The sequence below is a fragment of the Oceaniglobus trochenteri genome, assembly GCF_020529025.1.
Taxonomy (GTDB): Bacteria; Pseudomonadota; Alphaproteobacteria; order Rhodobacterales; family Rhodobacteraceae; genus Oceaniglobus; species Oceaniglobus trochenteri.
The window spans coordinates 175,106-198,108 of the sequence record NZ_JACNMM010000009.1 but is presented as its reverse complement, the minus strand read 5'-3'; the positions used below and the strand labels follow the sequence as shown (position 1 = coordinate 198,108).

Annotated in this window: 25 protein-coding genes; 7 read left to right on the top strand and 18 right to left on the bottom strand. The window is 66.7% G+C overall.

Translation table 11 applies throughout. The annotated features are described in order from the left end of the window. Window positions 1–72 precede the first annotated feature (72 nt). Together hrpB and H7828_RS16605 are read left to right on the top strand one after the other, a co-directional pair. Window positions 73–2,514, top strand: a complete 2,442-nt coding sequence (gene hrpB, locus H7828_RS16610; RefSeq protein WP_226782180.1) for an ATP-dependent helicase HrpB — start codon at window positions 73–75, stop codon at window positions 2,512–2,514. Between the two features lie 13 nt (window positions 2,515–2,527). Then, complete coding sequence (locus tag H7828_RS16605) at window positions 2,528–2,752, top strand: hypothetical protein (protein ID WP_226782179.1); 225 nt, start codon at window positions 2,528–2,530, stop codon at window positions 2,750–2,752. A gap of 144 nt (window positions 2,753–2,896) precedes the next feature. Here the strand turns inward: H7828_RS16605 and argF are convergent, their stop codons facing one another. Together argF and H7828_RS16595 are read right to left on the bottom strand one after the other, a co-directional pair. Further along, the gene (argF, locus tag H7828_RS16600) at window positions 2,897–3,802 is read right to left on the bottom strand and encodes an ornithine carbamoyltransferase (protein WP_226782178.1); all 906 of its coding nucleotides are present in this window, start codon (window positions 3,800–3,802) and stop codon (window positions 2,897–2,899) included. Window positions 3,803–3,887: 85 nt separating this feature from the next. Beyond that, on the bottom strand, window positions 3,888–5,069 hold the full coding sequence (locus tag H7828_RS16595) for an aspartate aminotransferase family protein (RefSeq protein ID WP_226782177.1): 1,182 nt from the start codon (window positions 5,067–5,069) through the stop codon (window positions 3,888–3,890). Between the two features lie 243 nt (window positions 5,070–5,312). On the opposite strand from H7828_RS16595, the gene H7828_RS16590 reads away from it, so the two are divergent. After that, a complete protein-coding gene (locus H7828_RS16590; protein WP_226782176.1) occupies window positions 5,313–6,206 on the top strand; it encodes a DMT family transporter in 894 nt (297 codons plus the stop codon). A gap of 128 nt (window positions 6,207–6,334) precedes the next feature. Continuing rightward, window positions 6,335–6,925 (top strand): GcrA family cell cycle regulator, encoded by a 591-nt coding sequence (locus tag H7828_RS16585; protein WP_226782175.1) that lies wholly within the window; start codon window positions 6,335–6,337, stop codon window positions 6,923–6,925. A gap of 88 nt (window positions 6,926–7,013) precedes the next feature. On the opposite strand, the gene H7828_RS16580 is transcribed toward H7828_RS16585, so the two are convergent. From H7828_RS16580 to H7828_RS16550, 7 genes are all read right to left on the bottom strand, one after another. Continuing rightward, window positions 7,014–7,886 (bottom strand): lysophospholipid acyltransferase family protein, encoded by an 873-nt coding sequence (locus H7828_RS16580; protein WP_226782212.1) that lies wholly within the window; start codon window positions 7,884–7,886, stop codon window positions 7,014–7,016. Window positions 7,887–7,970: 84 nt separating this feature from the next. Then, window positions 7,971–8,249: an HPr family phosphocarrier protein gene (locus tag H7828_RS16575; RefSeq protein WP_226782174.1), complete on the bottom strand. Its 279-nt coding sequence runs from the start codon at window positions 8,247–8,249 to the stop codon at window positions 7,971–7,973. After that, window positions 8,246–8,647 (bottom strand): PTS sugar transporter subunit IIA, encoded by a 402-nt coding sequence (locus H7828_RS16570; RefSeq protein WP_226782211.1) that lies wholly within the window; start codon window positions 8,645–8,647, stop codon window positions 8,246–8,248. Before H7828_RS16570 ends, H7828_RS16575 begins: the two co-directional genes overlap by 4 nt. 55 nt (window positions 8,648–8,702) lie before the next feature. Beyond that, window positions 8,703–9,620, bottom strand: coding sequence for an RNase adapter RapZ (rapZ, locus tag H7828_RS16565; protein WP_226782173.1), 918 nt, complete (start codon window positions 9,618–9,620; stop codon window positions 8,703–8,705). Then, complete coding sequence (locus H7828_RS16560; protein ID WP_226782172.1) at window positions 9,613–10,059, bottom strand: HPr kinase/phosphorylase; 447 nt, start codon at window positions 10,057–10,059, stop codon at window positions 9,613–9,615. Before H7828_RS16560 ends, rapZ begins: the two co-directional genes overlap by 8 nt. Continuing rightward, a complete protein-coding gene (locus H7828_RS16555; RefSeq protein WP_226782171.1) occupies window positions 10,056–11,756 on the bottom strand; it encodes a sensor histidine kinase in 1,701 nt (566 codons plus the stop codon). Before H7828_RS16555 ends, H7828_RS16560 begins: the two co-directional genes overlap by 4 nt. A gap of 3 nt (window positions 11,757–11,759) precedes the next feature. Next, window positions 11,760–12,461, bottom strand: a complete 702-nt coding sequence (locus H7828_RS16550; RefSeq protein ID WP_226782170.1) for a response regulator transcription factor — start codon at window positions 12,459–12,461, stop codon at window positions 11,760–11,762. Between the two features lie 336 nt (window positions 12,462–12,797). Here H7828_RS16550 and H7828_RS16545 point away from each other — a divergent pair, with 336 nt between their 5' ends. After that, window positions 12,798–14,396 carry a phosphoenolpyruvate carboxykinase gene (locus tag H7828_RS16545; RefSeq protein WP_226782169.1) on the top strand — a complete coding sequence of 533 codons (1,599 nt, stop codon included), beginning with the start codon at window positions 12,798–12,800 and terminating at the stop codon, window positions 14,394–14,396. A gap of 104 nt (window positions 14,397–14,500) precedes the next feature. Here the strand turns inward: H7828_RS16545 and H7828_RS16540 are convergent, their stop codons facing one another. Next, the gene (locus H7828_RS16540; RefSeq protein WP_226782168.1) at window positions 14,501–15,259 is read right to left on the bottom strand and encodes a sulfite exporter TauE/SafE family protein; all 759 of its coding nucleotides are present in this window, start codon (window positions 15,257–15,259) and stop codon (window positions 14,501–14,503) included. Window positions 15,260–15,430: 171 nt separating this feature from the next. On the opposite strand from H7828_RS16540, the gene H7828_RS16535 reads away from it, so the two are divergent. Then, window positions 15,431–17,119, top strand: coding sequence for an acyl-CoA dehydrogenase family protein (locus H7828_RS16535; RefSeq protein ID WP_226782167.1), 1,689 nt, complete (start codon window positions 15,431–15,433; stop codon window positions 17,117–17,119). A gap of 100 nt (window positions 17,120–17,219) precedes the next feature. Continuing rightward, window positions 17,220–17,594, top strand: a complete 375-nt coding sequence (locus H7828_RS16530) for an META domain-containing protein (protein ID WP_226782166.1) — start codon at window positions 17,220–17,222, stop codon at window positions 17,592–17,594. Here the strand turns inward: H7828_RS16530 and recO are convergent. From recO to H7828_RS16490, 8 genes are all read right to left on the bottom strand, one after another. Then, complete coding sequence (gene recO, locus H7828_RS16525; RefSeq protein WP_226782165.1) at window positions 17,585–18,307, bottom strand: DNA repair protein RecO; 723 nt, start codon at window positions 18,305–18,307, stop codon at window positions 17,585–17,587. The genes H7828_RS16530 and recO overlap by 10 nt on opposite strands. Window position 18,308: 1 nt before the next feature. Beyond that, window positions 18,309–18,638, bottom strand: coding sequence for a DUF1491 family protein (locus H7828_RS16520; protein ID WP_226782164.1), 330 nt, complete (start codon window positions 18,636–18,638; stop codon window positions 18,309–18,311). Between the two features lie 23 nt (window positions 18,639–18,661). After that, a complete protein-coding gene (era, locus tag H7828_RS16515) occupies window positions 18,662–19,576 on the bottom strand; it encodes a GTPase Era (protein ID WP_226782163.1) in 915 nt (304 codons plus the stop codon). Then, window positions 19,573–20,259, bottom strand: a complete 687-nt coding sequence (gene rnc / locus H7828_RS16510) for a ribonuclease III (protein ID WP_226782162.1) — start codon at window positions 20,257–20,259, stop codon at window positions 19,573–19,575. The genes era and rnc overlap by 4 nt, the downstream gene beginning before the upstream one ends. Further along, window positions 20,256–21,032, bottom strand: coding sequence for a signal peptidase I (gene lepB / locus H7828_RS16505; protein ID WP_226782161.1), 777 nt, complete (start codon window positions 21,030–21,032; stop codon window positions 20,256–20,258). The genes rnc and lepB overlap by 4 nt, the downstream gene beginning before the upstream one ends. Before the next feature lie 160 nt (window positions 21,033–21,192). Beyond that, window positions 21,193–21,591, bottom strand: coding sequence for a holo-ACP synthase (gene acpS / locus H7828_RS16500; protein WP_226782160.1), 399 nt, complete (start codon window positions 21,589–21,591; stop codon window positions 21,193–21,195). 37 nt (window positions 21,592–21,628) lie between these two features. After that, window positions 21,629–22,246: a LysE family translocator gene (locus H7828_RS16495; protein ID WP_226782159.1), complete on the bottom strand. Its 618-nt coding sequence runs from the start codon at window positions 22,244–22,246 to the stop codon at window positions 21,629–21,631. Continuing rightward, window positions 22,243–23,001: a pyridoxine 5'-phosphate synthase gene (locus H7828_RS16490; RefSeq protein ID WP_226782158.1), complete on the bottom strand. Its 759-nt coding sequence runs from the start codon at window positions 22,999–23,001 to the stop codon at window positions 22,243–22,245. The genes H7828_RS16495 and H7828_RS16490 overlap by 4 nt, the downstream gene beginning before the upstream one ends. Window positions 23,002–23,003 lie beyond the last annotated feature (2 nt).

Here is a 23,003-nt window from a genome sequence, read left to right as displayed (position 1 = left end):
GTTTGCCCGGCGGCGCGGGGATTTGTCCAGCCACCTCTGGCATCGGGGCCAAAGGCACGCGATAACGGCGCCATGACGCACCTGCCCATCGACGACGCCCTGCCCGCCCTGCTGGATGCCCTGCGCACCGGCAATCAGGCCGTCCTTCAGGCGCCCCCCGGCGCGGGCAAGACAACCCGCGTGCCCCTGGCCATGCTGGCCGCCTTCGACCCGTCCGGCCGGATCGTGATGCTCGAACCGCGCCGCCTCGCGGCCCGGGCCGCCGCCGCACGCATGGCGCAAACCCTTGGCGAACCGGTGGGCCAGACCGTGGGCTACCGCATCCGCGGCGAAAGCAAGGTGTCGCCCGCCACGCGGATCGAGGTCGTGACCGAAGGCATCCTGACCCGGATGATCCAGTCGAACGCCGAACTGCCGGGCGTTGCCGCCATCATCTTCGACGAATTTCATGAACGGTCCCTGAATGCCGACCTGGGGCTGGCCCTGTGCCTCGAGGTGCGCGGCGCGCTGCGCGACGACCTGATGCTGGTGGTCATGTCGGCAACGCTCGACGCCGAACCGGTGGCCGGGCTGATGGGCGGCGCTCCGGTCATCACCTCGCAGGGGCGGGCCTTTCCGGTTGAAACCCGCTGGCTCGACCGCCCCCTGCCCAAGGCGCAGCGGTTCGATTCCGCCATGGCCGACCTGATCTGCGACGCCGTGGCGCAGACCGAAGGCGGGTTGCTGGCCTTCCTGCCCGGCGAGGGTGAGATCCGCCGCACCGAACGGGCGCTCTCGGGTCGCCTGCCCGCCGATGTCACCATCCGCCCCCTCTTCGGCGCGCTGCCCTTCGCCGATCAGCAGGCGGCCATCGCCCCGGCGCAACAGGGGCGCAAGCTGGTGCTGGCCACCGCCATCGCGGAAACCTCGCTGACGCTGGAGGACGTGCGCGTGGTCATCGACGGAGGTCGCGCCCGCCGCGCCCGGTTCGACCCCGGCTCGGGGATGTCGCGCCTTGTCACCGAACGGGTCACCCGCGCCGAGGCCGAACAACGCCGGGGCCGTGCCGGACGGGTCGCGCCGGGCGTCTGCTTCCGGCTCTGGGCGCGGGGCGAAGAGGGCGCGCTTGCCGCCTTCCCCCCGGCCGAGATCGAAGCCGCCGATCTTGCCGGCCTCGTGCTGGAACTCGCGCTCTGGGGGGTCAGCGACCCTGCGGCCCTGCCCTTTCTCACCCCGCCACCCGAAGCCGCCTTCGGCGAGGCGCAGGCCCTGCTCAGCGACCTTGGCGCGCTGAAGGACGGCCAGATCACCGACCACGGCCGTGCCCTCGCGGTGATGCCCCTGCACCCCCGCCTTGCACATATGCTGCAAAAGGCGGGACCAAAGGCGGCACATCTGGCCGCGCTCTTGTCGGAACGCGACATTCTGCGCGGTGCGCCGGTGGATCTGTCACTGCGCCTGGCCGCCCTGCGTGATCCGCGCGCCTTCGCGAACCACTCTCCCCACCGGATCGACCGCCCCACCCTCGCCCGCGTCCAGCAGGAGCAGCGCCGCCTCACCCGGCTGGCCGGTCGCGAAGGCGCGCTCAACCCGGCGCAGCAGGCCGCGCTCGCCTTTCCCGATCGCATCGCCCTGCGCCGCAAGGGCGACGATCCGCGCTTCGTGCTGTCGGGAGGAAAGGGCGCGGTCCTGCCCGCCGAAGATCCGCTGGCCAATGCCCGGCTTCTGGTGGTCACCGACACCGATGGCCACCCGCGCGAGGCGAAGATCCGCCAGGCCATCGAGATCAGCCAGGCCGACCTGCACACCGTCCACGGCGCCGCCATGACCTGGCAGAACGTCTGCCGGTGGGACAAGCGCAGCCGCCGGGTGATCGCCCGCCAACAGTTGCAGTTCGGCGCACTGGTGCTGGATGACCGCCACTGGCAGGACGCCCCGCCCGAAACACGCGCCCGCGCCATGCTGGACGGCGTGCGCGACCTGGGCTTCACCTTCTCCGCCGCCGCCGACCGCCTGCGCGCCCGCGTCGCCCTGGCGCGCGAGGATGGCGCAGATCTGCCGGACATGGACGAAACCGCCCTGATGGAGGGGATCGAAGACTGGCTGCTGCCCCACCTGACCCAGGTGGCCAATGCCGCCGACTGGAAATCCTTCGATCTCACCACGCCCCTGCGCGCCATGCTGGACTGGACCCAGGCCCAGACGCTCGACCGGGTCGCCCCGGCCCATTTCACCACGCCCCTGGGCAACAAGGCCCCCATCGACTATGCAGGCGAGGCGCCCGAAATCGAAATCCGGCTGCAGGAGATGTTCGGCGTCACGCAACACCCAAAGGTGGCCGGCCGCGCCCTGCGCATCACGCTGCTGTCGCCCGCAAGGCGCCCGGTCCAGACCACCATGGACCTGCCCGGCTTCTGGGCCAGTTCCTATTCCGACGTGCGCAAGGACATGCGCGCCGCCTATCCCCGCCACCCCTGGCCCGAAGACCCGCGCCAGGCCGAACCGACCCTGCGCGCCAAGCCGCGCGGCAGTTGACCAAGGAAACGACATGCAGCTTCTCGAAGACCTCGCCGACGAACTCGCCCTCGAAGCGCTGGCCGCCGCCGAAACCAGCGGCGACACCACCATCGTCAACCAGGTGGGCGAAGTGCTGGGCGCTTCCTCCCAGACCCTGCAAGAGGCCTATCTTACCGCCGTGCGCGTCCGCCGCGCCGAGGAACGGGCCCGCGCCTTGCTGGCCCCCTTCAAGGCAAAACCCGCCGCACAGGAATAACCTCCACTGCGCGAGGAACGGGCAATGCCCCCTCTTTCTTGCCTGAAATACTCATCCCCGGCCAACCCCGCGCGCCCTGGCCCGCAGGGGCGCGCCCGCCCGAAGGGCGGCAAGGGAATGGCATGCGCGCAGCGCGCCTTTGGATCAAACCCCGAGGCACCAGCGCATGATCGCCTTCTGGGCATGCATGCGGTTCTCGGCCTCGTCGAAGATCACCGAATTGGGGCCGTCCATGACGGCACTGGTGGCCTCGTCCTCGCGGTGGGCGGGCAGGCAGTGCATGAACAGGGCGTCGGGGTTGGCCCTGGCCATCAGGGCTTCGTTCACCTGGTAGCCGCGCAGCTGGTTGTGGCGGCGTTCGCGCGCGCTTTGCGGATCGTGCATGCTGACCCAGGTGTCCGTCACCACCAGGTCGGCCCCCTCGACCGCCTTGTGCGGATCGCGTTCGGTGGAATACATGCCCGCCAGCGCCGGATCGGGGTCAAGAGGCGGCGGCCCGGTGAAGACCAGGTCGAAATCGAACTGCTGCGCGGCATGGGCAAAGCTGGCGAAGACGTTGTTGCCATCCCCCGACCAGACAACCTTGCGCCCCTTGATCGGGCCGCGGTGCTCCTCGAAGGTCATCACGTCGGCCATGATCTGGCAGGGGTGGCTGGTGTTGGTCAGCCCGTTGATTACCGGCACGCTGGCATATTCGGCCATGTCCAGCAGGGTCTGCTCCTCGAAGGTGCGGATCATGATCAGATCGACATAGCGGCTGAGCACGCGGGCCGTATCGGCGATGGTTTCGCCATGGCCCAGCTGCATGTCGGCCCCCGAAAGCACCAGGGTCTGCCCGCCCATCTGGCGCACCCCGACATCGAAGCTGACGCGCGTGCGCGTCGAGGGTTTCTCGAAGATCAGCGCCACCATGTGGTTCGCCAGGGGCTGTTCGTCATCGGGTGCGCCGCGCAGCTGGCCGTTGCGCGCCGATTTCATGGCCTGCGCCGAATCGATGATCTGCCGCAGGGCGGCCGGGTCGGTCGTGTGGATGTCGAGAAAATGTGTCATGCGATGTCTCCTGGTGGAGAGCGCCGGGGGCTTTCTGCCCCCGGACCCCCGAGGATATTTTTGGACCAAAGATGGGAGGGGTGGCTCAGGACTCGGAGGCCTGCACCTTGGCGGCCGCGCGATCGAGACGCGCCAGCGCCTCGGAGATGTCGGCATCGGTCAGGGTGAGCGGCGGAAGCAGACGCACCACGTTGTCGGCGGCGGGCACGGTCAGCAGGTGCTCACCATAGCCGGCGGCCACCACGTCGGTGTTGGCTGCGATGCATTTCAGGCCCAGCATCAGCCCGTTGCCGCGCACCGCCTCGAAGACGCCGGGGTGCGAGGCCACGAGGGATTCAAGCCCCTGGCGCAGCAGGCCCGCCTTGCGGTTCACCTCGGGGAGGAAGGCCGGGTCGGTCATGATCTCCATCACCCGGGCGCCCACGGCGCAGGCCAGCGGGTTGCCGCCATAGGTGGACCCGTGCGAGCCGGCGGTCATGCCGCTGGCGGCCTTTTCGGTGGCCAGCACCGCCCCCAGGGGAAAGCCGCCGCCGATGCCCTTGGCGACCATCATGATATCCGGTGCGATCCCGGCCCATTCATGGGCGAAAAGCTTGCCCGTGCGCCCCATGCCGCATTGCACCTCGTCGAAGATCAGCAGGATGCCGTGGTAGTTGCAACGGTCGCGCAGGCCCTTGAGGCACTGATCGGGCACCGGGCGGATGCCGCCTTCGCCCTGGATCGGTTCGATCAGGATGGCGGCGGTGGTGTCGGTGATGGCATTGCTGAGCGCTTCGTGATCGCCGAAGGGCAGGTTCACGAAACCGGGCAGCAGCGGGCCGAAGCCCTTGGTCATCTTTTCCGACGCCGCGGCGGCGATGCCGGCGGAGGACCGGCCATGGAACGAGCCGGTGAAGGTGATGATGTCGGTTCTTTCCGGCTGCCCGGCATCGTGGAAATGCTTGCGCGCCATTTTCACCGCCAGTTCGCAGGCCTCGGTCCCCGAGTTGGTGAAGAAGGCGGTGTCGGCGAAGGTGTGTTCGACCAGCAGGTCGGCCAGCTTCTGCTGGGCGGGGATGTTGTAGAGGTTGCTGACATGCCAGAGCGCATTTGCCTGTTCGGTCAGGGCCGCCACCAGGTCGGGGTTGGCGTGGCCCAGGGCATTCACGGCGATGCCTGCCCCAAGATCGAGGTATCGGGTGCCGTCCGCCTCGGTCAGCCAGGCGCCTTCGCCCTTCTGGAAGGACAGGGGCGCACGGTTGTAGGTCGGCAGAATCGAGGGGATCATCGGATAAATCCTTCAGGCAAGACGCCCCTTTTGGTGGCCGTTCGGCAGGGGGCTGTCAACAATTTGCGGAAAGTCTGAGCGCAGGGCGCACCGAAGTACACCCGAAAATCGGGATCAGCGTCGGCGTCGGAGGGTGATCTGGACAAAAAGGCTCATGCGCATTTGCATAGCGGCGCCACCGCGGCTTGTGAAGCGCAAACTTCGCCCCTTGCCCCCGGGCGCGCGGCGGCGCAGACATCGCGGATGATACCGCGCACCCCCAACCCCGCCCTTGCCGTTGCCCTGATGCTGATGGCCACCGCCTTTATCGCCGGGACAACCGTTCTGGCCAAGGCGATCGGCACCGGCAGCCTGGGGGCGCCGCTCCATCCGCTTCAGGTGAGCAACGGGCGGTTTCTCTTTGCCTTCCTGGCACTGCTGAGCATTGCCGCCGTGGTGCGCCCCCGGATCGAAGCGCCCGATCTGCCGCTGCACACCGCACGGTCGCTGTTCGGCTGGGGCGGCGTGACGCTGATGTTCGCGGCGGTGGCTTTCATCCCGCTGTCGGACGCCACCGCGATTTCCTTTCTGAACCCGGTCTTCGCCATGGTGCTGGCCATCCCCCTGCTGGGGGAAAAGGTGGGCCCGGTGCGGTGGAGTGCTGCGGGCATCGCCTTTGTCGGCGCGGTGATCCTGCTGCGCCCCGGCGCAGGGGTGATCCAGCCCGGCGCCCTTCTGGCGCTGGGGGCCGCGGCGATCATGGGGGTCGAGATCGTCTGCATCAAGCGGCTGAGCGGCAAGGAAGCGCCGTTCCAGATCCTGCTGATCAACAACGCGATCGGCCTTGGCATTTCCACCCTCGCGGTACTGGCCTTCTGGCAGATGCCCAACCTGCAACAGTGGATCGCCCTTGCCGCCATCGGCATGCTGATGGCCTGTGCGCAGACGCTGTTCATCAACGCCATGGCCCGCGCCGAGGCCAGTTTCGTGGCGCCCTTCAGCTATGGCACGCTGTTGTTTGCCACGCTGTACGATTTTGCCATCTACGACGTGATTCCCGACGGGGTTTCGTTTCTGGGGGCCGGTGTCATCGTGGCGGGGGGCGTGGTTCTGGCCACCCGCGACCGGCGCCGCAGGGCCGCCGTTCTGCCGCGTTAGGCCGCCAGACACCACCATGCCTTGTATCCGCCGCGCGGGTGATTAAAATAGAAACCTACCCGAACACCGGGCGCCCCTGTATCACCACGCTATCCGCGCCCCGACATCCCTGCCACCAAGGAGCCGCCATGTCCTGGACCGATGAACGCGTCGAGACTTTGAAGAAGATGTGGGGCGAAGGCCAGTCCGCAAGCCAGATCGCCAAGGAACTGGGCGGCGTGACCCGCAACGCGGTGATCGGAAAGGTGCATCGCCTTGGGCTGTCCAACCGCACCGCCGCCGCACCGGTCAAGCCCGAGCCGGCGGAAGCCGCCCAGCCCGAGGCCGCCAGCAAACCGGCCCCCGCGCCCGAGACGGCCGCCGCGCCCGAACCGTCGCCCGCCCCCAAGGCGGAAGAGCCCGAGCCGACGCCCGCCCCTGCCAGCGTCACGCCGATCCGCCGCGCGATCATTCCCGCCGGTCAGCCGCTGCCGCCGCAGCCCTCGGCCAACGAGATTTCGCCCGAGGCCCTGGCCAGCGTGCGCGAGGTGGAAAAGACCAGCAAGAAGATCAGCCTCATGGAGCTGACCGAGCGCACCTGCAAATGGCCCGTGGGCGATCCGGCAACCGACGATTTCTGGTTCTGCGGCCTCGCGACCCAGGCTGGTAAACCCTATTGCGAGGCCCATGTCGGCGTCGCTTTCCAACCGATGAGTTCGCGCCGCGACCGTCGGCGCTGACGGATTGACGCGCGCCAGCGTGCTGCGGTTTCGCAGGCTGCGGCGGCGTGGTCACCTACTTCTGTAAAAGGCCTGCACCGACGGCAAATCAGCCGCCGTCGCGCAGGGCCAGCGTGCGTTCGCGCAGCCAGGCCATGAACTGCCGGGGCCTTGCCGCGAAGGGCTGCATTTCTTCGGGCGAAATCGGCAGGCCCACGCGCGGCGCCTGGGGCTTGTTCAGCGCATGCACCACCTCGTGCAGTAAAAGCCCTTGGCGCAGGGTGGCCGAAACCCGGTTTGCCATCTGGTACCAGCGCGAATTCTGCCCCGGAAAATAGACCGGCACCACCGTCGCCCCCGAGCGCGCGATCATCTTGGCGGTAAAGGGGTTCCACTCGGCCTCGACCGCCGGACCGAAAAGCGAGGCCGAAGAGGCGACGACGCCCGAGGGGAACAGCACGATCACCCCGCCATCGGCAAGATGGGCCATGGCCCGCTTGCGCATCGCCAGGTTCTGCTGAAGCGAATCCGCCTCGTGGGGGAAGGGCACCGGGATCATGAACTGTTCGATCTCGCCCACCCCGGTCAACAGCGACCGGGTGAGGATCTTGTAGTCTTGGCGCACCCGGCCCACCAGTTCGGCCAGGACCATGCCATCGACCAGTCCGTGCGGGTGGTTGGCGGTGATGACCAGCGGGCCGGTGGCCGGGATGCGGGAAATCTCGCCGCGCGGCGTAGCAAGGTCGATGCCCATGACGTCAAGGGCCTGGGCCCAGAAACCCTGGCCATGGGGCACGCCCATCGCCTCGAACCGGCGAATCAGGCGCAGCAGGCGCAGTTTGCCGGTCAGAAACTCCATGGTCTGGATGGTGCGCGACTGCCAGGGATTGGTGAAGGTGCCCGCATAGGACAGGCGGCGCCGGTCATAGGGCTGATCGGCCAGGTTGCCGCCATCGCCCTGCCCCACGCCGGGGCGCACCATCGGCGCGGCGTCGCTGTCGCTCAGGCTGCGGTCTGTCGGAGGATGTGCCACCCTGCGGCGCCTTTCCCGGCCCTCGCCGGGGCGCTACATGTCTTCCCCAAAGCGGCTGGCCACAAGTGTTTCTATCGCATCGGCCAGTTGATCTGCCTCGGGGCCGCTGGTCTGAACCTCGATATAGGTTCCCCTGGAAGCTGCCAACATCAAAAGCCCCATGATGCTGTCGCCGGCCGCGCTCAGCCCGTCCTTGGAAACGGCGGCGCGGGCGTCATGCTGTTCGACGACTTCGACCAGACGGGCCGAGGCGCGCGCATGCAGCCCCTTCTCGTTCACGATCTTCAGCTTGCGGGTTACGGTCGCGGTCATTCTGTGTCCTCCCCGGGCACGTCGAAAGCATCAATGTATTTTCGCCCCGCCGTCAGCGCCATGCGCACGGCATCGGGCACCGATTGCTGGCGTGACTTGGCCAGCTTGATCAGCATCGGCAGGTTCGCTCCGTAGATGATTTGCCGGTCGACCGGGCGGCAGGCGCAAAGGGAAAGGTTGCTGGGCGATCCGCCGAACATGTCGGTCGCGACGACCACGCCATCGCCGACATCCACATCGTCGGCGGCGGCACAGATTTCATCCTGCTTGGCGCTGCGGTCGTCGTTCGGGCCGATCGAAATGGCCATCATGCCGGTCTGCTTGCCCACCACATGTTCGACGGCAGCCAGAAACTCGGCCGCAAGCCCGCCATGTGCAACGATCACGATGCCGATCAACCGAATACACCCCATTCCCGGCCCCACGTTGGCCGGTTTTCTGCGGTCCGCGACGTCAAACCTGTCTGGTGCCCGTCGTAAGAGCGGCCCGTCGCTCCATTTCCCGGTGCCGAGTTGACACCTGCCAATCTGCCTCTGCAAGGGCTTTCGCCATATGCTCGGCCACCGCGACCGACCGGTGCTGCCCCCCCGTACACCCGAAGCCAATCGCAAGGTGCGTCTTACCCTCTTCGCGGTAGGCAGGCAACAGCGTCAGCAGCAGGTCGCGCACCCGGGCGAAAACCTCGCCATAAAGCGGATCGCCCGCCACATAGGCGGCGACGGCGGGGTCGGTCCCGTTCAGGGGGCGCAGCTCGGGCTCCCAGTAGGGATTGCGCAGGAAGCGCACGTCAAACACCATGTCCACCCCTCGCGGCAGACCGCGCTTGTAGGAGAACGACTGGACCGAAACCGCCAGCCCGCTACCCGAGGCGCCGTCGAACCACATGGCCAGTTCCGCCCGCAGGTCATGGGGGCTTAGTTCCGAGGTGTCGATCACGATGTCCGAACGCGCCCGGATCGGCGCCAGAAGATCGGCCTCGCGGGCGATCCCGACCTCGGGGGTTTCAGCGGGGGCCAGGGGGTGGCGGCGGCGGGTTTCGGAATAGCGCCGCTGCAGCACCTCGGCGCTGGCATCCAGGAACAGCACGTCGGCCCTGAGGCCCGGGGTGGCCGCGATCCGATCGATCACCTCGATCAGGCCACTGGTTGAAAAGTCGCGGTTGCGGGCATCCAGCCCCAGCGCCAAGGGGCGGCTGGGCGGCGCGCCGTCCAGAAGCCGGGGCAGCAGCGAGAGAGGCAGGTTGTCGATCGCCTCGAACCCCATGTCCTCGAGCGCGTTGATCGCGGTCGACCGCCCCGCCCCCGAGGGGCCGGTGATCAGGACGATCCGCGCAGGGCCATCGGGCGGGATCGGAGAGCGGGAGTCAGTCATGAGACGGCACCTGTCCGGTTTTCAGAATTTGCAGCAACGCGGGCGCAAGATGCGCACAACCCTGCCCCGCAACAAGCGGAATTTCGCACCCGACAAGCGTCGTGGCGCGCGGCGGCGGCAGGCGGTCGGTGGGCCCGATATCAAGGTCGGCAACGACGATCAACCGGCTGCCCCCTGCAAGCGTGGCGGGCAGAAGGCCGATACCCCGCGCTTCGATCAGAGGGGGAAGGCTATTGGGGGCGCGGGCGTAAAGCTGGCCGTGGCGCAGCGAAACCTCGGTCCGGTCATCGGCGACAAGATGACAGCCGAAGGCCATCATCCACAGCGCCAGCGCAGATTTGCCCGACCCGGCCGCGCCCGTGATCAGCACGGCATGCCCGTTCAGGGCCACGGTCGTGCCATGGACAACGGCCGTTCCGCCGTCCGGTGCCGGTGTCACACCGGCAGACCCACGACAAAGCGCGCGCCCAGCGGATCCGAGGTGACGTCGGCATCGGTCGGGCGGATGTTCTCGGCCCAGATCACGCCGCCATGAGCCTCGACGATCTGCTTGGAGATGGCGAGGCCGAGGCCCGAGTTGTTGCCGAACTGACCTTCCGGGCGTTCGGAATAGAAGCGGTTGAACACCTTGCTCAGCGCCGATTCGGGGATGCCGGGGCCGGTATCCTCGACCACGATCAGCACCCGGTTTTCACGCTTGCGGGCCCAGACGCGGATGGCGTCGCCGTCTTCGCAGAAGGAAACGGCATTGGTGATCAGGTTCACGAAGACCTGCGCCAGCCGGCTTTCCAGCCCGTCGATGATGATCGGATCGGTCGGCAGGTCCGAGATGAACTCGACCCCCTTGCTCTTGGCATCCTGGCCCAGATACTCGGTCAGGTTGCCCAGCATGTTCAGAAGATCGAAGCTTTCTTCCTCTTCCTTGACCAGCTCGCTGTCCAGCCGCGAGGCGTTGGAAATGTCGCTGACCAGACGGTCAAGGCGGCGCACGTCATGGTCGATCACGTCCAGAAGGCGTTCGCGCTGTTCGTCTTTCTTGACGAACCGCAGGCTGCCCACCGCCGAGCGCAACGAGGCCAGCGGGTTCTTGATTTCGTGGGCGACATCGGCGGCGAACTGTTCATTCGCATCGATCCGGTCGTAAAGTGCGGCGACCATGCCGCGCAGGGCACCGGACAGGCGGCCAATCTCATCCGGGCGGGCCGTCAGATCGGGAATGCGCACGCGGCTGGGCTTGACCGTTTTCGAATTGCGGTCACGCCCGATTTCCGCCGCCGCCGCCAGATCGGACAGGGGATTGGCAATGGTCGAGGCCAGAACCAGGCTCAGCCCGATGGAAACAAGGATGGCGATGACGAACATCTGCAGCACCTGTTCGCGCTCTTCGCGCACCAGGCGGTCAATCTCGCCCGCGGCGCTGGTGATGGCCACCACGCCCACCACATCGCCGCCCTGGCGGATCGGGCTGGTGACGGCGAACACCGCCCCGCCATTGGCATCGACCCCGGTGTTCACCTGGGCGGCTCCGCTCAGCGTCCGTTCGACAAGGGGGCGGGCCTGCGCCTCGAAATCGGCGGCGGGGGTATCGCCGTTGCGCGCGGCGAAAACGGCGGAAAGCCCTTCCCAGATGGAATTCAGGAAATCGGTGATGATCGTGCGCCCTTCCCCGGCGTCGATCTGGGCGAAGGTTTCGGGCCGTGTCCGTTCGATCCCTATGGTGGAGCCAATCAGCGCACCGGTGGCGTCATAGACGAAAATCTCGTTCGAATTGGCAAAGCTCAGATCGCCCAGCACCGCTTCGGTATCAGGCGTGCCATCGCGGGCCATGCGCGCGGCAAAGACATCGGCCACCAGCCCGGCCTCGGTGACCAGGGATGCCTCGCGCTGCACGACAAGGCTGTCGCGGAAGGGGTTCAGATAAAGCACCCCCGCCACCAGAACCAGGATCGCCAGCAGGTTGAAGGTGATGATCTTGCGCGCCAGCGGCGAACGGTTGATCGAGATCAGGCCGCGTTTCTGGCGGCGATCGCGCAACTCCTGCTCCACGGCCGCGCCGGGGCTGGTCCAGTCCTCGCCCAGAACAACGCCGCGCTGCTTGCCTGCCTTGCCCACCTCGATCCCCGACGCCATCGTCATTGCTTACTCTTCGTTGTAGCGGTAGCCGATACCGTAAAGCGTTTCGATAGCCGAGAAATCGTTGTCGACGCTGCGCATCTTCTTGCGCAACCGCTTGATATGGCTGTCGATGGTGCGGTCGTCGACATAGACCTGATCGTCATAGGCCACGTCCATCAGCTGATCGCGCGACTTCACGAAACCGGGGCGCTGTGCCAGCGCCTGAAGCAGCAGGAACTCGGTCACGGTCAGCGATACGTCCTTGCCCTTCCAGACCACCGCATGGCGCAGCGGGTCCATCGACAATTCGCCGCGCTGCATGACCTGGCTTGCCTCGGCCTCGGTCACGTCATCGCCCGAGATCACCTCCTGGCGGCGCAGCAGGGCGCGGATGCGTTCCACCAGAAGACGCTGGGAAAACGGCTTTTTCACATAGTCGTCGGCGCCCATGCGCAGGCCCAGAACCTCGTCGATCTCGTCGTCCTTCGAGGTCAGGAAGATCACGGGCATCGCGGTTTTCTGGCGCACGCGCTGCAACAGGTCCATCCCGTCCATGCGCGGCATCTTGATGTCGAACACGGCCATGTCCGGCAGTCTTTTGTTGAAGGCATCCAGCGCGGCCTGCCCGTCGTTGTAGGTTTCAACCTCGAAACCCTCGGCCTCAAGAGTCATGGACACGGACGTCAGGATGTTCCTGTCGTCGTCCACCAATGCGATCCTCGACATAGGTTTTCCTTGTGCTGCTCGATTATTGTTCTGTTGTTTTGCAAACATAATCCTGTCTCGGTGTCCCAGAATCAACAATTAAGTGCGAATCAGGCCAGTATCGGCGCCACAATTTGGCCCCGAAGGTCTTAGGAATGACTAAATTGTCTCACTTTTCCCTTCGTTGGCGGTGTTCGCCGGGCTGTGGAAAACCCCCGGCGCGCCATGGTTGCGCTAAACCCGGAACTGGTTGCGCTAAACACTTGCGCGCCCCGGGCGACAAATGTTCTCCCTTTTCCCGGGCGGGGGAGACAGGCAACAGCCCCCGCATCATGGATCTTACAGGAGAACGGCACCATGGGCACAGGACGGGTCAATCCGGCACAAACGTTGGAACAGCAGGGAATCAACGGTCTGGGCAACGTCTATTACAACCTGCCCGAGCCCGACCTGATGACCCACGCCCTGACCCGCAAGGAGGGCGAACTGGGGCGCGGCGGCACGCTTCTGGTGACCACCGGCAAGTTCACGGGCCGTTCGCCCAAGGACAAGCATGTGGTGCGCAGTGCCACCACCGAAGATACGATCTGGTGGGAAAACAACGCCGCCATGGCCGCCGATGCCTTTGACCGGCTGTATGACGACATGCTGGAGCATATGAAGGGGCGCGATTATTTCGTGCAGGATCTTTATGGCGGGGCCGATCCGGCGCATCGTCTGGATGTGCGGGTCGTGACGGAACTGGCGTGGCATTCGCTGTTCATCCGCACCCTGCTGCGCCGCCCCGAACGGGATGATCTTGACGATTTCACCGCCGATTTCACGATCATCAACTGCCCCAGCTTCACCGCCACCCCCGAGCGTCACGGCTGCCGCTCGGGCACGGTGATCACGCTGAACTTCGATCGCAAGCTGATCCTGATCGCGGGCACCGAATATGCCGGCGAGAACAAGAAATCGGTCTTCACCCTGTTGAACTACATGCTGCCCGCCAAGGGGATCATGCCGATGCATTGCAGCGCCAACCACGCGCCCGGCAACCCGGTGGACACGGCGGTTTTCTTCGGCCTCTCGGGCACCGGCAAGACGACGCTTTCGGCCGATCCGGCCCGCACCCTGATCGGGGATGACGAACACGGCTGGTCGGACCGCGGCACCTTCAACTTCGAAGGGGGCTGCTATGCCAAGACGATCAACCTCTCGCCCGAGGCCGAGCCCGAGATCTTCGCCACCACCGAGAAATTCGCCACCGTGATCGAGAACATGGTTTACGACCCCGAAACCAAGGAGCTGGATTTCGAGGACGACAGCCTGACCGCGAACATGCGCTGCGCCTATCCGCTGCACTATATCTCGAACGCCTCGCAAAGCGCGCTGGGCGGCCACCCCAAGAACATCATCATGCTGACCTGCGATGCCTTCGGCGTCCTGCCCCCCATCGCGCGGCTGACCCCGGCCCAGGCGATGTACCACTTCCTGTCGGGCTTCACCTCGAAGGTTGCCGGCACCGAGCGCGGCGTGACCGAGCCCGAGCCGACCTTCTCCACCTGCTTCGGTGCACCCTTCATGCCCCGCCGCCCCGAGGTTTACGGCGAATTGCTGAAGGCGAAAATCGCCAAGCACGGCGCCACCTGCTGGCTGGTGAACACCGGCTGGACCGGCGGCGCCTATGGCACCGGATCGCGCATGCCCATCAAGGCCACCCGCGCGCTTCTGTCGGCCGCGCTGGACGGCAGCCTGGAACAGGCCCCCTTCCGCAAGGACAAGAACTTCGGCTTCGAGGTGCCCACCGAGGTCAGCGGCGTGCCCGACATCCTGCTGGACCCGCGCCGCACCTGGGACAACCCCGAAAGCTATGACCGGCAGGCGGCCAAGCTGGTGGCGATGTTCTCGGACAACTTCACCCAGTATGCCGATCACATCGACGACGACGTGCGCGCCATCGCCATCGGCTGAAATGGCCGCAAACCCCGGATCGGCGCCTTGCGGCGCCGGCCTCCGGCGGGAGTATTTCGGGCAAGAAAGAGGGGCGCGTCGTACGCTTCCGCGACGGGGCGCCCCTATCCCAGCAGGCCGCGGCGCAGCAGGTTTGCGCCGGCCAGCACCAGCACGATCAGGGTCATCCTCTTGAACCGCACCTGATCCAGCCGGTCCTGCGCGAGAAAGCCCAGCATCAGGCCGATCCCGGCGGGGACCAGCATGAACAGCGACAGCGGCAGGGTTTCGGCGTTCAGGATGCCCGAGCGGACATGCGCCCCCAGCAGCATCACCGCCCCCAGGCCATAGACCACACCCTGCACCCGGATGTGTTCCACCTTCGGGGTTTCCAGCGCGGTTAGATACATCACTGTCGGCGGCCCCCAGACCCCCGAGACACCGCCAATGGCGCCCGCAAAGGCACCTATGCCCAGCTCGGCGCGGCCCCGCCATTGCGGCGCGATGCGCAGGGTCCAGCCCGCAAGCTGCACCAGGGCGAAAAGGATGATCGGCCCCCCGAGGACCAGGTAAAGCACCCGTGTCGGCAGTAGCGACACCATCTGCGCCGAAAGGGCGATGAAGATCATGACCATGGCAATGAAGCGCCAGTGCAACCGGGCCGAAGCCAGCGCGCCGGGCAAACCGCCGCGCAGGGCCTGCCAGCCGTTCGCGCAGAGCGTGGGCAGGATCAGCGCCGCCAGCGCCCGGTCGGGCGGCAGGACCGACCCGAGCAGGGAGATCATGATCGTCGGCATCGCGAAGCCGACCGCACCCTTGACGAAACCCGCCAGAACCGCCACCCCGCAGATCGCCGCCCAGACGGCAAGCGATAATTCATCCATGTCCGGCCTCCGGCTTGCGCATCGCTCCTCTCTATCGCAGTCGGCTGCGGGGGCCAACGGCCTTCCACCCGATCATTTATGTTCGTAAATTATGGCGCTGGTGAAATTATATTGCGCCACGCTGCATTCCACCCTATCAATTGCTGCAACTGCACAGCGACGGAGACCCCGATGCCCCGAGATGCCGACCAGATGACCGCAACGCCCGATCAGCCACTTCTGGAGGACCTTCCGGCCCTGTGCGAAGAGGCGCTGACCGCCCTGGACGCCCTGATCGCCAAGGCGACCGAAACCCTGCGCGGCAAGGTCATGGCCGGTGGCAAGGTCTCGGGCCCGCTGATCGAAACCCATCAGGTCGCGGCGCACGGGCTGGCCTGGCTGGCCACCTATGCCCAGGCGCTGCGCCAGATGCAGGGCTGGGCGCTTGCCCTTCAGGGGGAGGGGCGGTTCGGGGAAACCGAGCAGTTGATCCTTCAGATCGCCTTTGGCGAATACCTCTGGCAGGTCTATGGCGGCCTGCCCATGTCGCAGGGCGAAATGCTGCGCCCGCAGGATATCGGGCTGTCGCAGGAGGACCAGCGCGCGCTGATGGTGCCCGCGGTGATGGCCCTGACCCGGGATGGCAACACCCAGGCCGCCCGCAGCCGGCTTGTGGCGCTGATGCAGGACCAGACCGCGCGCAGCACCCTGGGGGCGACGGGCCTGGACGACGAGCTTGAGATGATCCGCGACCAGTTCCGCCGCTTTTCGCAGGAACGTGTCGCCCCCCATGCCCATGGCTGGCACCTGACCGACAGCCTGATCCCCATGGAGATCATCACCGAGATGGCCGGCCTGGGGGTCTTCGGCCTGACCATTCCCGAGGAATATGGCGGGCTTGGCCTGTCCAAGGCCAGCATGTGCGTGGTGAGCGAAGAGCTTTCGCGCGGGTATATCGGTGTCGGCTCCCTTGGCACCCGAAGCGAGATCGCGGCCGAACTGATCCTCTGTGGTGGCACCGAGGCGCAGAAGGAGAAATGGCTGCCCGGGCTGGCCAGCGGTGAGATCCTGCCGACGGCGGTCTTCACCGAACCCAACACCGGCTCGGACCTCGGGGCGTTGCGCACCCGCGCGGTGCGCGATGGCGCGGATTGGCGGATCACCGGCAACAAGACCTGGATCACCCATGCCGCCCGCACCCATATGATGACGCTGCTGGCCCGCACCGACCCCGCCACCAGCGATTACCGGGGGCTGTCGATGTTCCTGGCCGAAAAGACGCCGGGGGACGACGCGGCCCCCTTCCCCACCCCGGGGATGAGCGGTGGCGAAATCGGCGTGTTGGGCTACCGGGGGATGAAGGAATACGAACTGGCCTTCGACGGTTTCACGGTGGCGGGCGACAACCTGCTGGGTGGGGAAACCGGCCAGGGGTTCAAGCAGTTGATGGAAACCTTCGAAAGCGCCCGCATCCAGACCGCCGCGCGCGCCATCGGCGTGGCGCAATCGGCGCTGGATGTCTCGCTTGCCTATGCGCAGGACCGCAAGCAGTTCGGCAAGGCGCTGATCGACTTTCCGCGCGTGTCGGGCAAACTGGCGATGATGGCCGTTGAAATCATGGTTGCGCGGCAGCTGACCTATTTCAGCGCCCGCCAGAAGGATGCGGGCAAACGGTGTGATCTTGAGGCGGGAATGGCGAAACTGCTGGGGGCGCGTGTCGCCTGGGCCGCCGCCGACAATGGATTGCAGATCCATGGCGGCAACGGCTTTGCGCTGGAATACCCGATCTCGCGCATCCTCTGCGATGCGCGAATCCTGAGCATCTTCGAAGGGGCCGCCGAGATCCAGGCACAGGTGATCGCCCGGCGCCTGCTGGGGTGATGATGGATGGCCGTGGGCGGGCGTATTCTTGCCAAGGGGCACCACGGCACCACTTGCCTTTCACGCCGCCGCTTGGCATCCCGACGCCATGAAACACCTCATGATCCTCGCCCTTCTGGGCGCCTGCGCCGCCTCTGACGAAACCATTTCGGCTTTCGTCGATCCCGACACCGAATTCCGCCTTGAGAGCATTGCCGGCAAGGATTTTCCGGCAACCGCAACCATCAGCTTTCCGGGCGAAGGCAAGGTTCTGGGCAAGGCGCCCTGCAACCGCTGGTCGGCGCCGCAGACCGAACCCTATCCTTGGGTGAAGATCGGCCCGATCCTCAGCACCCGCCGGGCCTGCCCTGAACAGGCCGCCGAAACCGCGTTTTTCGACGCCCTGCGCGCCATGACCCTGATCGAGGCCACCGGCACGGTCGTGATCCTGAGCGACGGCGACGCGCGCGAGATGGTGTTCCGCGCTCAGAAATGACGGCGGAACAGGTCGATCAGCCTTTGGCGTGCCGCCGGTAGCGGGCGGTTGCCAAGGGAGGGTGCCAGATGCGTTTCAAGGAAATGGCCGGTGGTGCGCAGCCCCTCCTGCAACTCGCCCGCCGATGCCGTGCCCTGCCCCAGCATGCACAGCGGCAACGGCAAAAGACGGTCGGCCCATTCGCCCGCGCCCTGACGGCTGACCGCCCGCCCCGTGCGCGGCGAGACATAGGCCAGGTCATCGAAACTGCCCGTGGCGGCGCAGCTGGTCAGATCAAGCCCGAAACCCGTTTCCTCAAGCAGGGCCTGTTCCCAGTGCAGATAGGCCAGCGGCCAGTCGTCGTTGTCGCCCAAAAGGTCCAGCAGCGCGATCGAGCGAGCATAGAGCAGAGGGTGGCTTTCGCGTTCGGGGAGACAGAACGACAGAAGCGCGGTGATGGCGTTCAGTCCGGCCAGGGGCAGGCGCCCCGCCATCAGGGCGGCCCGGCTGGCCAGGGGTTCGACGGTGAAGGCGCCCAAGTGATCTTCAAGCCGCGCGCGCCAGGTCAGGTCAAGCTGGGCGCCCGGTTGCAGGATGGGCGACATGCGCCGCCCTGCCCCGCCGCGCACCACCCCGGCATGGCGCCCGTGGGCGGTGGTGAACACCTCGATGATGGCCGAGGATTCGCCGTGGCGGCGCACGGTCAGAAGAACCCCCTGGTCGCGCCACTCCATCTCAGCCGCCAAGCCCCGGTTCATCGAGAAGATGCCGCCCGGCGCGATCCTCGACCTCGATCACCCAGAGATCGGAATCAAAGCCGCGTTGGCGGGCGATGGCGGCATCGACCTCGGGTTCGGCGCCCTCGGTCAGGACGGCCCAATGGCGGGTGTCACTCATCATGTCGAACTGGCGCTGGAACACCCGCGCCTGACCGTCCAGCGTGTTCAGCTTGACCAGGACCGCGCCTGCCGTGTCGTCGCCATGGGCCACCACGAAGGCGGGGATATCGGCCAGACGCAGCCGCGCCAGATAAGCCGCCACCCAGAAATCCGCCGTCAGCCGCATGTCAGCCTCTCCTGGCGCGCGCCTCAGTCGCCGTCCTTGAAATCAAGTCCGATCTCGGAATACCGCGCCGCCTCGTCCAGCCAGCCGGGCCGCACCTTGACCTGAAGGAACAGGTGCACCTTGCGCCCCAGGAACGTCTCGAGCTCGGCGCGGGCGGCCTGTGACACGGCCTTGATCGTCTCGCCGCCCTTGCCAAGAATGATGCCCTTGTGGCCGTCGCGCTGCACATAGATCAGCTGTTCGATCCGGGCCGAGCCATCCTTCTTCTCGTCCCAGCTCTCGGTCTCGACGGTCAGCTCGTAGGGCAGTTCCTGGTGAAGGCGCAGGGTCAGCTTTTCGCGGGTCATCTCGGCCGCGATCATCCGCATGGGCAGGTCGGCGATCTGGTCTTCGGGGTACAGCCAGGGCCCGACAGGCAGTTCCGCCGCCAGCCACCGGCGCAGATCCTCGACCCCATGGCCCTTCTCGGCCGAAATCATGAAGGTCTCCGAAAAGGCGAAGGCCTCGTTCAGCTTCCTTGTCAGCGCCAGAAGAACCTTCGCCTCGACCCGGTCGATCTTGTTGATGGCCAGAACCACGCGGCGGCCCTCGGTATGTTCGGCCAGGTTCTCGAGAATGGCGGCGACGCCTTCGGTCAGACCGCGCTGTGCCTCGATCATCAGGACGACGATATCGGCATCCCCCGCCCCGCCCCAGGCCGCCTTGACCATGGCCCGGTCCAGGCGGCGGCGCGGCTTGAACAGCCCCGGCGTATCCACGAAGACGATCTGCGACGCCCCCTCGATGGCAACGCCGCGGATGCGGGCGCGCGTGGTCTGCACCTTGTGGGTCACGATGGAAATCTTCGCGCCCACCATGCGGTTCAGCAGGGTGGATTTTCCGGCGTTCGGTTCCCCGATCAGGGCGACAAATCCGGCGCGGGTTTCGGCTTCACTCATGTCTGATGCTCCATGCGCGCCAGCATCGCGCTTGCTGCGGCCTGTTCGGCGGCACGTTTGCTGGTGGCCTGCGCGCGCTCGGCCTCGCCGGTCTGCAATCGGGCCTCGATGGTGAAGACCGGCGCATGGTCGGGCCCCTCGCGCGAGACGACGACGTATTTCGGCGGGGGCAGCTTGCGGGCCTGGGCCCATTCCTGAAGGCTGGTCTTGGGGTCGCGGGCATCGGCCTCCACGCTGGCGATGCGGGTCTTCCAGTGACGCAGGATCACCTTCTGCGCGGCGTCGATCCCCCCGTCCAGATAGACCGCGGCAATCACCGCCTCCATCCCGTCGCCCAGCAGCGCCTCCTTGCGCCGCCCGCCCGATATCATCTCCGAGCGGCCCAGCTTCAACACCGTGCCAAGCTCGATCTCGCGTGCGACGGCGGCGCAGGTCTCCTTGCGCACAAGGGCGTTGAAGCGCGGGGCAAGCTGGCCCTCGGCCGCATCCGGATCGGCCTTCAGCACCTCCTCGGCCATCACAAGGCCCAGAACCCGGTCGCCCAGAAACTCAAGCCGCTGGTTGTCGGGCCGGGTCGCCGAGGAAATCGAGGCATGGGTCACCGCGCGCACCAGGTGCTCGGGCGTGGCGAAATCGTGCCCCAGGCGCCGGCTGAAGGCCAGGAGGTCGGCGGAAAGTTTCACTCGATCGCCTTGAAGAACCGGTCACTGCGCCAGGTCCAGAAGAACAGCATCGACTTGCCCGCGGACGAGAACATGACCCGGTCCGCCCGGCCGATCAGGTTCTCGTAGGGCACGAAACCGACGCCCATGGCGTTCTGGCTGACCCGGCTGTCGGTCGAGTTGTCGCGGTTGTCGCCCATGAAGAAATACTGCCCCTCGGGCACCGTGTAGACGGGGGTATTGTCCAGCCGCGACTCGCGGATGTTCAGGATCGAATGAGTCGGCCCGCCCGGCAGCGTCTCCCTGAACTTCGATTTCTCGCAGGTGCCGCCGATGCCCACGCCCTCGTTCTCGCACTGGGGCAGGTTGCCCACCGGGCCCTGCTGCTCGAACTCCTCGGCAAAAACGCCATCGGGGGTCTGCACCGCTTCCTCGCCGTTGATGAACAACACACCGTCCTGCACCTGGACGCTGTCGCCCGGCAGGCCGATCAGCCGCTTGATGAAATCGCTGCCCGTCACCGGATGGCGGAACACCACCACATCGCCCCGCTCGGGCTCGGAACCGAAAATGCGGCCGGAAATCGGGCAGATCGCGAAGGGGCAGGAATAGCGCGAATAGCCATAGGCCATCTTGTTGACGAAAAGGAAATCGCCCACCAACAGGGTATCCTTCATGCTGCCCGAGGGAATCCAGAAGGGCTGAAAGAACAGGGTGCGGAAAATACCGGCGATCAACAGGGCATAGACCACCGTTTTCACGGTTTCCATGATACCGTCCTTCTTCTCTGCCATCGCCTGCCTGCCTTGTTGTTGATGCCCGCGCTACATGAGCGGGCCATGCCGGGGAGTCAAGATCGCCGGCCGATTCAGCCGCCCCCATCTTTGGTCCACAAATATCCCGGAGAGCGCGAGAGGCTGGCCTCTCGCTCCCCCGCCCGCCGCGCAAACCGCCCTATTCGGGCAGCGCCTCGATCACCACGAAGGCCTGGGCCCAGGGGTGATCGTCGGTCAGGGTGACATGGATCACGGCCTTGTGACCCGCCGGCGTCATCCCCGCCAGGCGCTCTGCCGCCCAGCCGGTCACGGCCATGACAGGCTGACCGGTGGGCAGGTTGCTGACGGCCATGTCCTTCCAGGCGATCCCCATGCGCAGACCGGTGCCCAGGGCCTTGGAACAGGCCTCCTTGGCGGCCCAGCGTTTGGCATAGGTGGCGGCCACATCGGGGCGGCGGGCCGCCTTGCGCTGCTCGGTTTCGGTGAAGACACGGTTGCGGAACCGGTCGCCGTGCCGCTCCAGCACCCCCGCGATCCGGTCGATGTTGCACAGGTCGGTGCCGATACCCAGGATCATGCAGCACCCCCGTTGCGGACCGACCAACAGGCCCCCCTCATCGCGCAAACGCCGAGCGTAGCAGCCCGAAGGCTGCGAGCGAGAAGAGCGCGGCACAGCCCGCCTCGACCCCGCGCCGGGCGCGGGCATAAAACGCCATCGCGCCGCCCGCCGAGAACACCAGCGCCCAGAGCAGGTAATTGGCCACACCGATCAGCGCACAAACCGCCGTCGCGCCCCGCACGGCGCCGGCGCCCACCTCAGGGCTCAGCCCCATGGAAAGCGCCGCCATCCAGGCCAGAACCGCCTTGGGGTTGGACAGGTTCAGCAACAGGCCGGTCCGAAACCCGCCCATCCGCCCGGCCACCGGGGCCTCTGGCCCGTCTCGCCGCGCCGCCCCCTGGGCCGCGCCCAGCGCAAGCCATCCGAGATAACATGCGCCCACCACCTTCAGCGCGCCCAGTGCGGCGGCCGATCCGGCCAGCACCGCGCCCAGCCCGGTCGCAGCTGCCACGCCCCAAAGCGCAAGGCCCAGGGCAAGCCCCGCCGCCATGGGCAGCGCGGCCCGCCGCCCTTGCGCCATGGCCCGTGCCGCAAGGGCAAGGTTGGCCGGCCCCGGCGAAACGCAGACCACCCCGAAGGCCAGCATGACCTGCAGCAGATCGCCAAGGCTCACGGGGCCGACCGTGCCGCGTCCATCAGGCGGCGCATCTCGGCCATGGCGGCGGGAAGGCCCACGAAGATCGCCTCGCCCACCAGGAAATGGCCAATATTCAGTTCCACCACCTGCGGCAGCGCCGCGATGGGGCCCACCGTGTCATAGGACAATCCGTGCCCGGCATGCACCTCAAGGCCCAGCTCGGCGGCCAGCGCCGCCATGTCGCGCAGGCGGGCCAGTTCGCCGTCGCGCTCGCCGCTCTTCCCCTCGACGTGGAAATCGCAGTAGGCGCCGGTGTGCAGTTCCACCACCGCCGCACCGATCCGGGCCGAGGCGCGGATCTGCGCCTCGTCCGCCGCAACGAACAGCGACACCCGGCAACCCGCCTCGCGCAGGGGGGCGATGAAGGCGGCCAGACGCTTTTCCTCGCCCGCCACCTCAAGCCCGCCTTCCGTCGTGCGTTCTTCGCGCTTTTCGGGAACGATGCAGACAGCGTGGGGCGGATGGCGCAGGGCGATGGCCTGCATCTCCTCGGTTGCGGCCATCTCGAAGTTCAGCGGAATGCTCAGCTGTTCCATCAGGCGGGCGATGTCATCGTCGCGGATGTGGCGGCGATCTTCGCGCAGGTGGGCGGTGATGCCGTCCGCCCCGGCCTCCTGCACCATCAGCGCGGCGCGCAGCGGGTCGGGCACGGCGCCGCCGCGGGCGTTGCGCACGGTTGCCACGTGGTCGATGTTCACGCCAAGGCGCAGGCGATCGGGGGTTTGGGCCATGT

Excerpts from the sequence above, each read along its gene's own strand:
- hrpB (WP_226782180.1), top strand. The coding sequence starts at position 73 with ATGACGCACCTGCCCATCGACGACGCCCTGCCCGCCCTGCTGGATGCC.
- H7828_RS16605 (WP_226782179.1), top strand. The coding sequence starts at position 2,528 with ATGCAGCTTCTCGAAGACCTCGCCGACGAACTCGCCCTCGAAGCGCTG.
- argF (WP_226782178.1), bottom strand. The coding sequence starts at position 3,802 with ATGACACATTTTCTCGACATCCACACGACCGACCCGGCCGCCCTGCGG.
- H7828_RS16595 (WP_226782177.1), bottom strand. The coding sequence starts at position 5,069 with ATGATCCCCTCGATTCTGCCGACCTACAACCGTGCGCCCCTGTCCTTC.
- H7828_RS16590 (WP_226782176.1), top strand. The coding sequence starts at position 5,313 with ATGATACCGCGCACCCCCAACCCCGCCCTTGCCGTTGCCCTGATGCTG.
- H7828_RS16585 (WP_226782175.1), top strand. The coding sequence starts at position 6,335 with ATGTCCTGGACCGATGAACGCGTCGAGACTTTGAAGAAGATGTGGGGC.
- H7828_RS16580 (WP_226782212.1), bottom strand. The coding sequence starts at position 7,886 with ATGGTGCGCCCCGGCGTGGGGCAGGGCGATGGCGGCAACCTGGCCGAT.
- H7828_RS16575 (WP_226782174.1), bottom strand. The coding sequence starts at position 8,249 with ATGACCGCGACCGTAACCCGCAAGCTGAAGATCGTGAACGAGAAGGGG.
- rapZ (WP_226782173.1), bottom strand. The coding sequence starts at position 9,620 with ATGACTGACTCCCGCTCTCCGATCCCGCCCGATGGCCCTGCGCGGATC.
- H7828_RS16555 (WP_226782171.1), bottom strand. The coding sequence starts at position 11,756 with ATGACGATGGCGTCGGGGATCGAGGTGGGCAAGGCAGGCAAGCAGCGC.
- H7828_RS16550 (WP_226782170.1), bottom strand. The coding sequence starts at position 12,461 with ATGTCGAGGATCGCATTGGTGGACGACGACAGGAACATCCTGACGTCC.
- H7828_RS16545 (WP_226782169.1), top strand. The coding sequence starts at position 12,798 with ATGGGCACAGGACGGGTCAATCCGGCACAAACGTTGGAACAGCAGGGA.
- H7828_RS16540 (WP_226782168.1), bottom strand. The coding sequence starts at position 15,259 with ATGGATGAATTATCGCTTGCCGTCTGGGCGGCGATCTGCGGGGTGGCG.
- H7828_RS16535 (WP_226782167.1), top strand. The coding sequence starts at position 15,431 with ATGCCCCGAGATGCCGACCAGATGACCGCAACGCCCGATCAGCCACTT.
- H7828_RS16530 (WP_226782166.1), top strand. The coding sequence starts at position 17,220 with ATGATCCTCGCCCTTCTGGGCGCCTGCGCCGCCTCTGACGAAACCATT.
- recO (WP_226782165.1), bottom strand. The coding sequence starts at position 18,307 with ATGGAGTGGCGCGACCAGGGGGTTCTTCTGACCGTGCGCCGCCACGGC.
- H7828_RS16520 (WP_226782164.1), bottom strand. The coding sequence starts at position 18,638 with ATGCGGCTGACGGCGGATTTCTGGGTGGCGGCTTATCTGGCGCGGCTG.
- era (WP_226782163.1), bottom strand. The coding sequence starts at position 19,576 with ATGAGTGAAGCCGAAACCCGCGCCGGATTTGTCGCCCTGATCGGGGAA.
- lepB (WP_226782161.1), bottom strand. The coding sequence starts at position 21,032 with ATGGCAGAGAAGAAGGACGGTATCATGGAAACCGTGAAAACGGTGGTC.
- acpS (WP_226782160.1), bottom strand. The coding sequence starts at position 21,591 with ATGATCCTGGGTATCGGCACCGACCTGTGCAACATCGACCGGATCGCG.
- H7828_RS16490 (WP_226782158.1), bottom strand. The coding sequence starts at position 23,001 with ATGGCCCAAACCCCCGATCGCCTGCGCCTTGGCGTGAACATCGACCAC.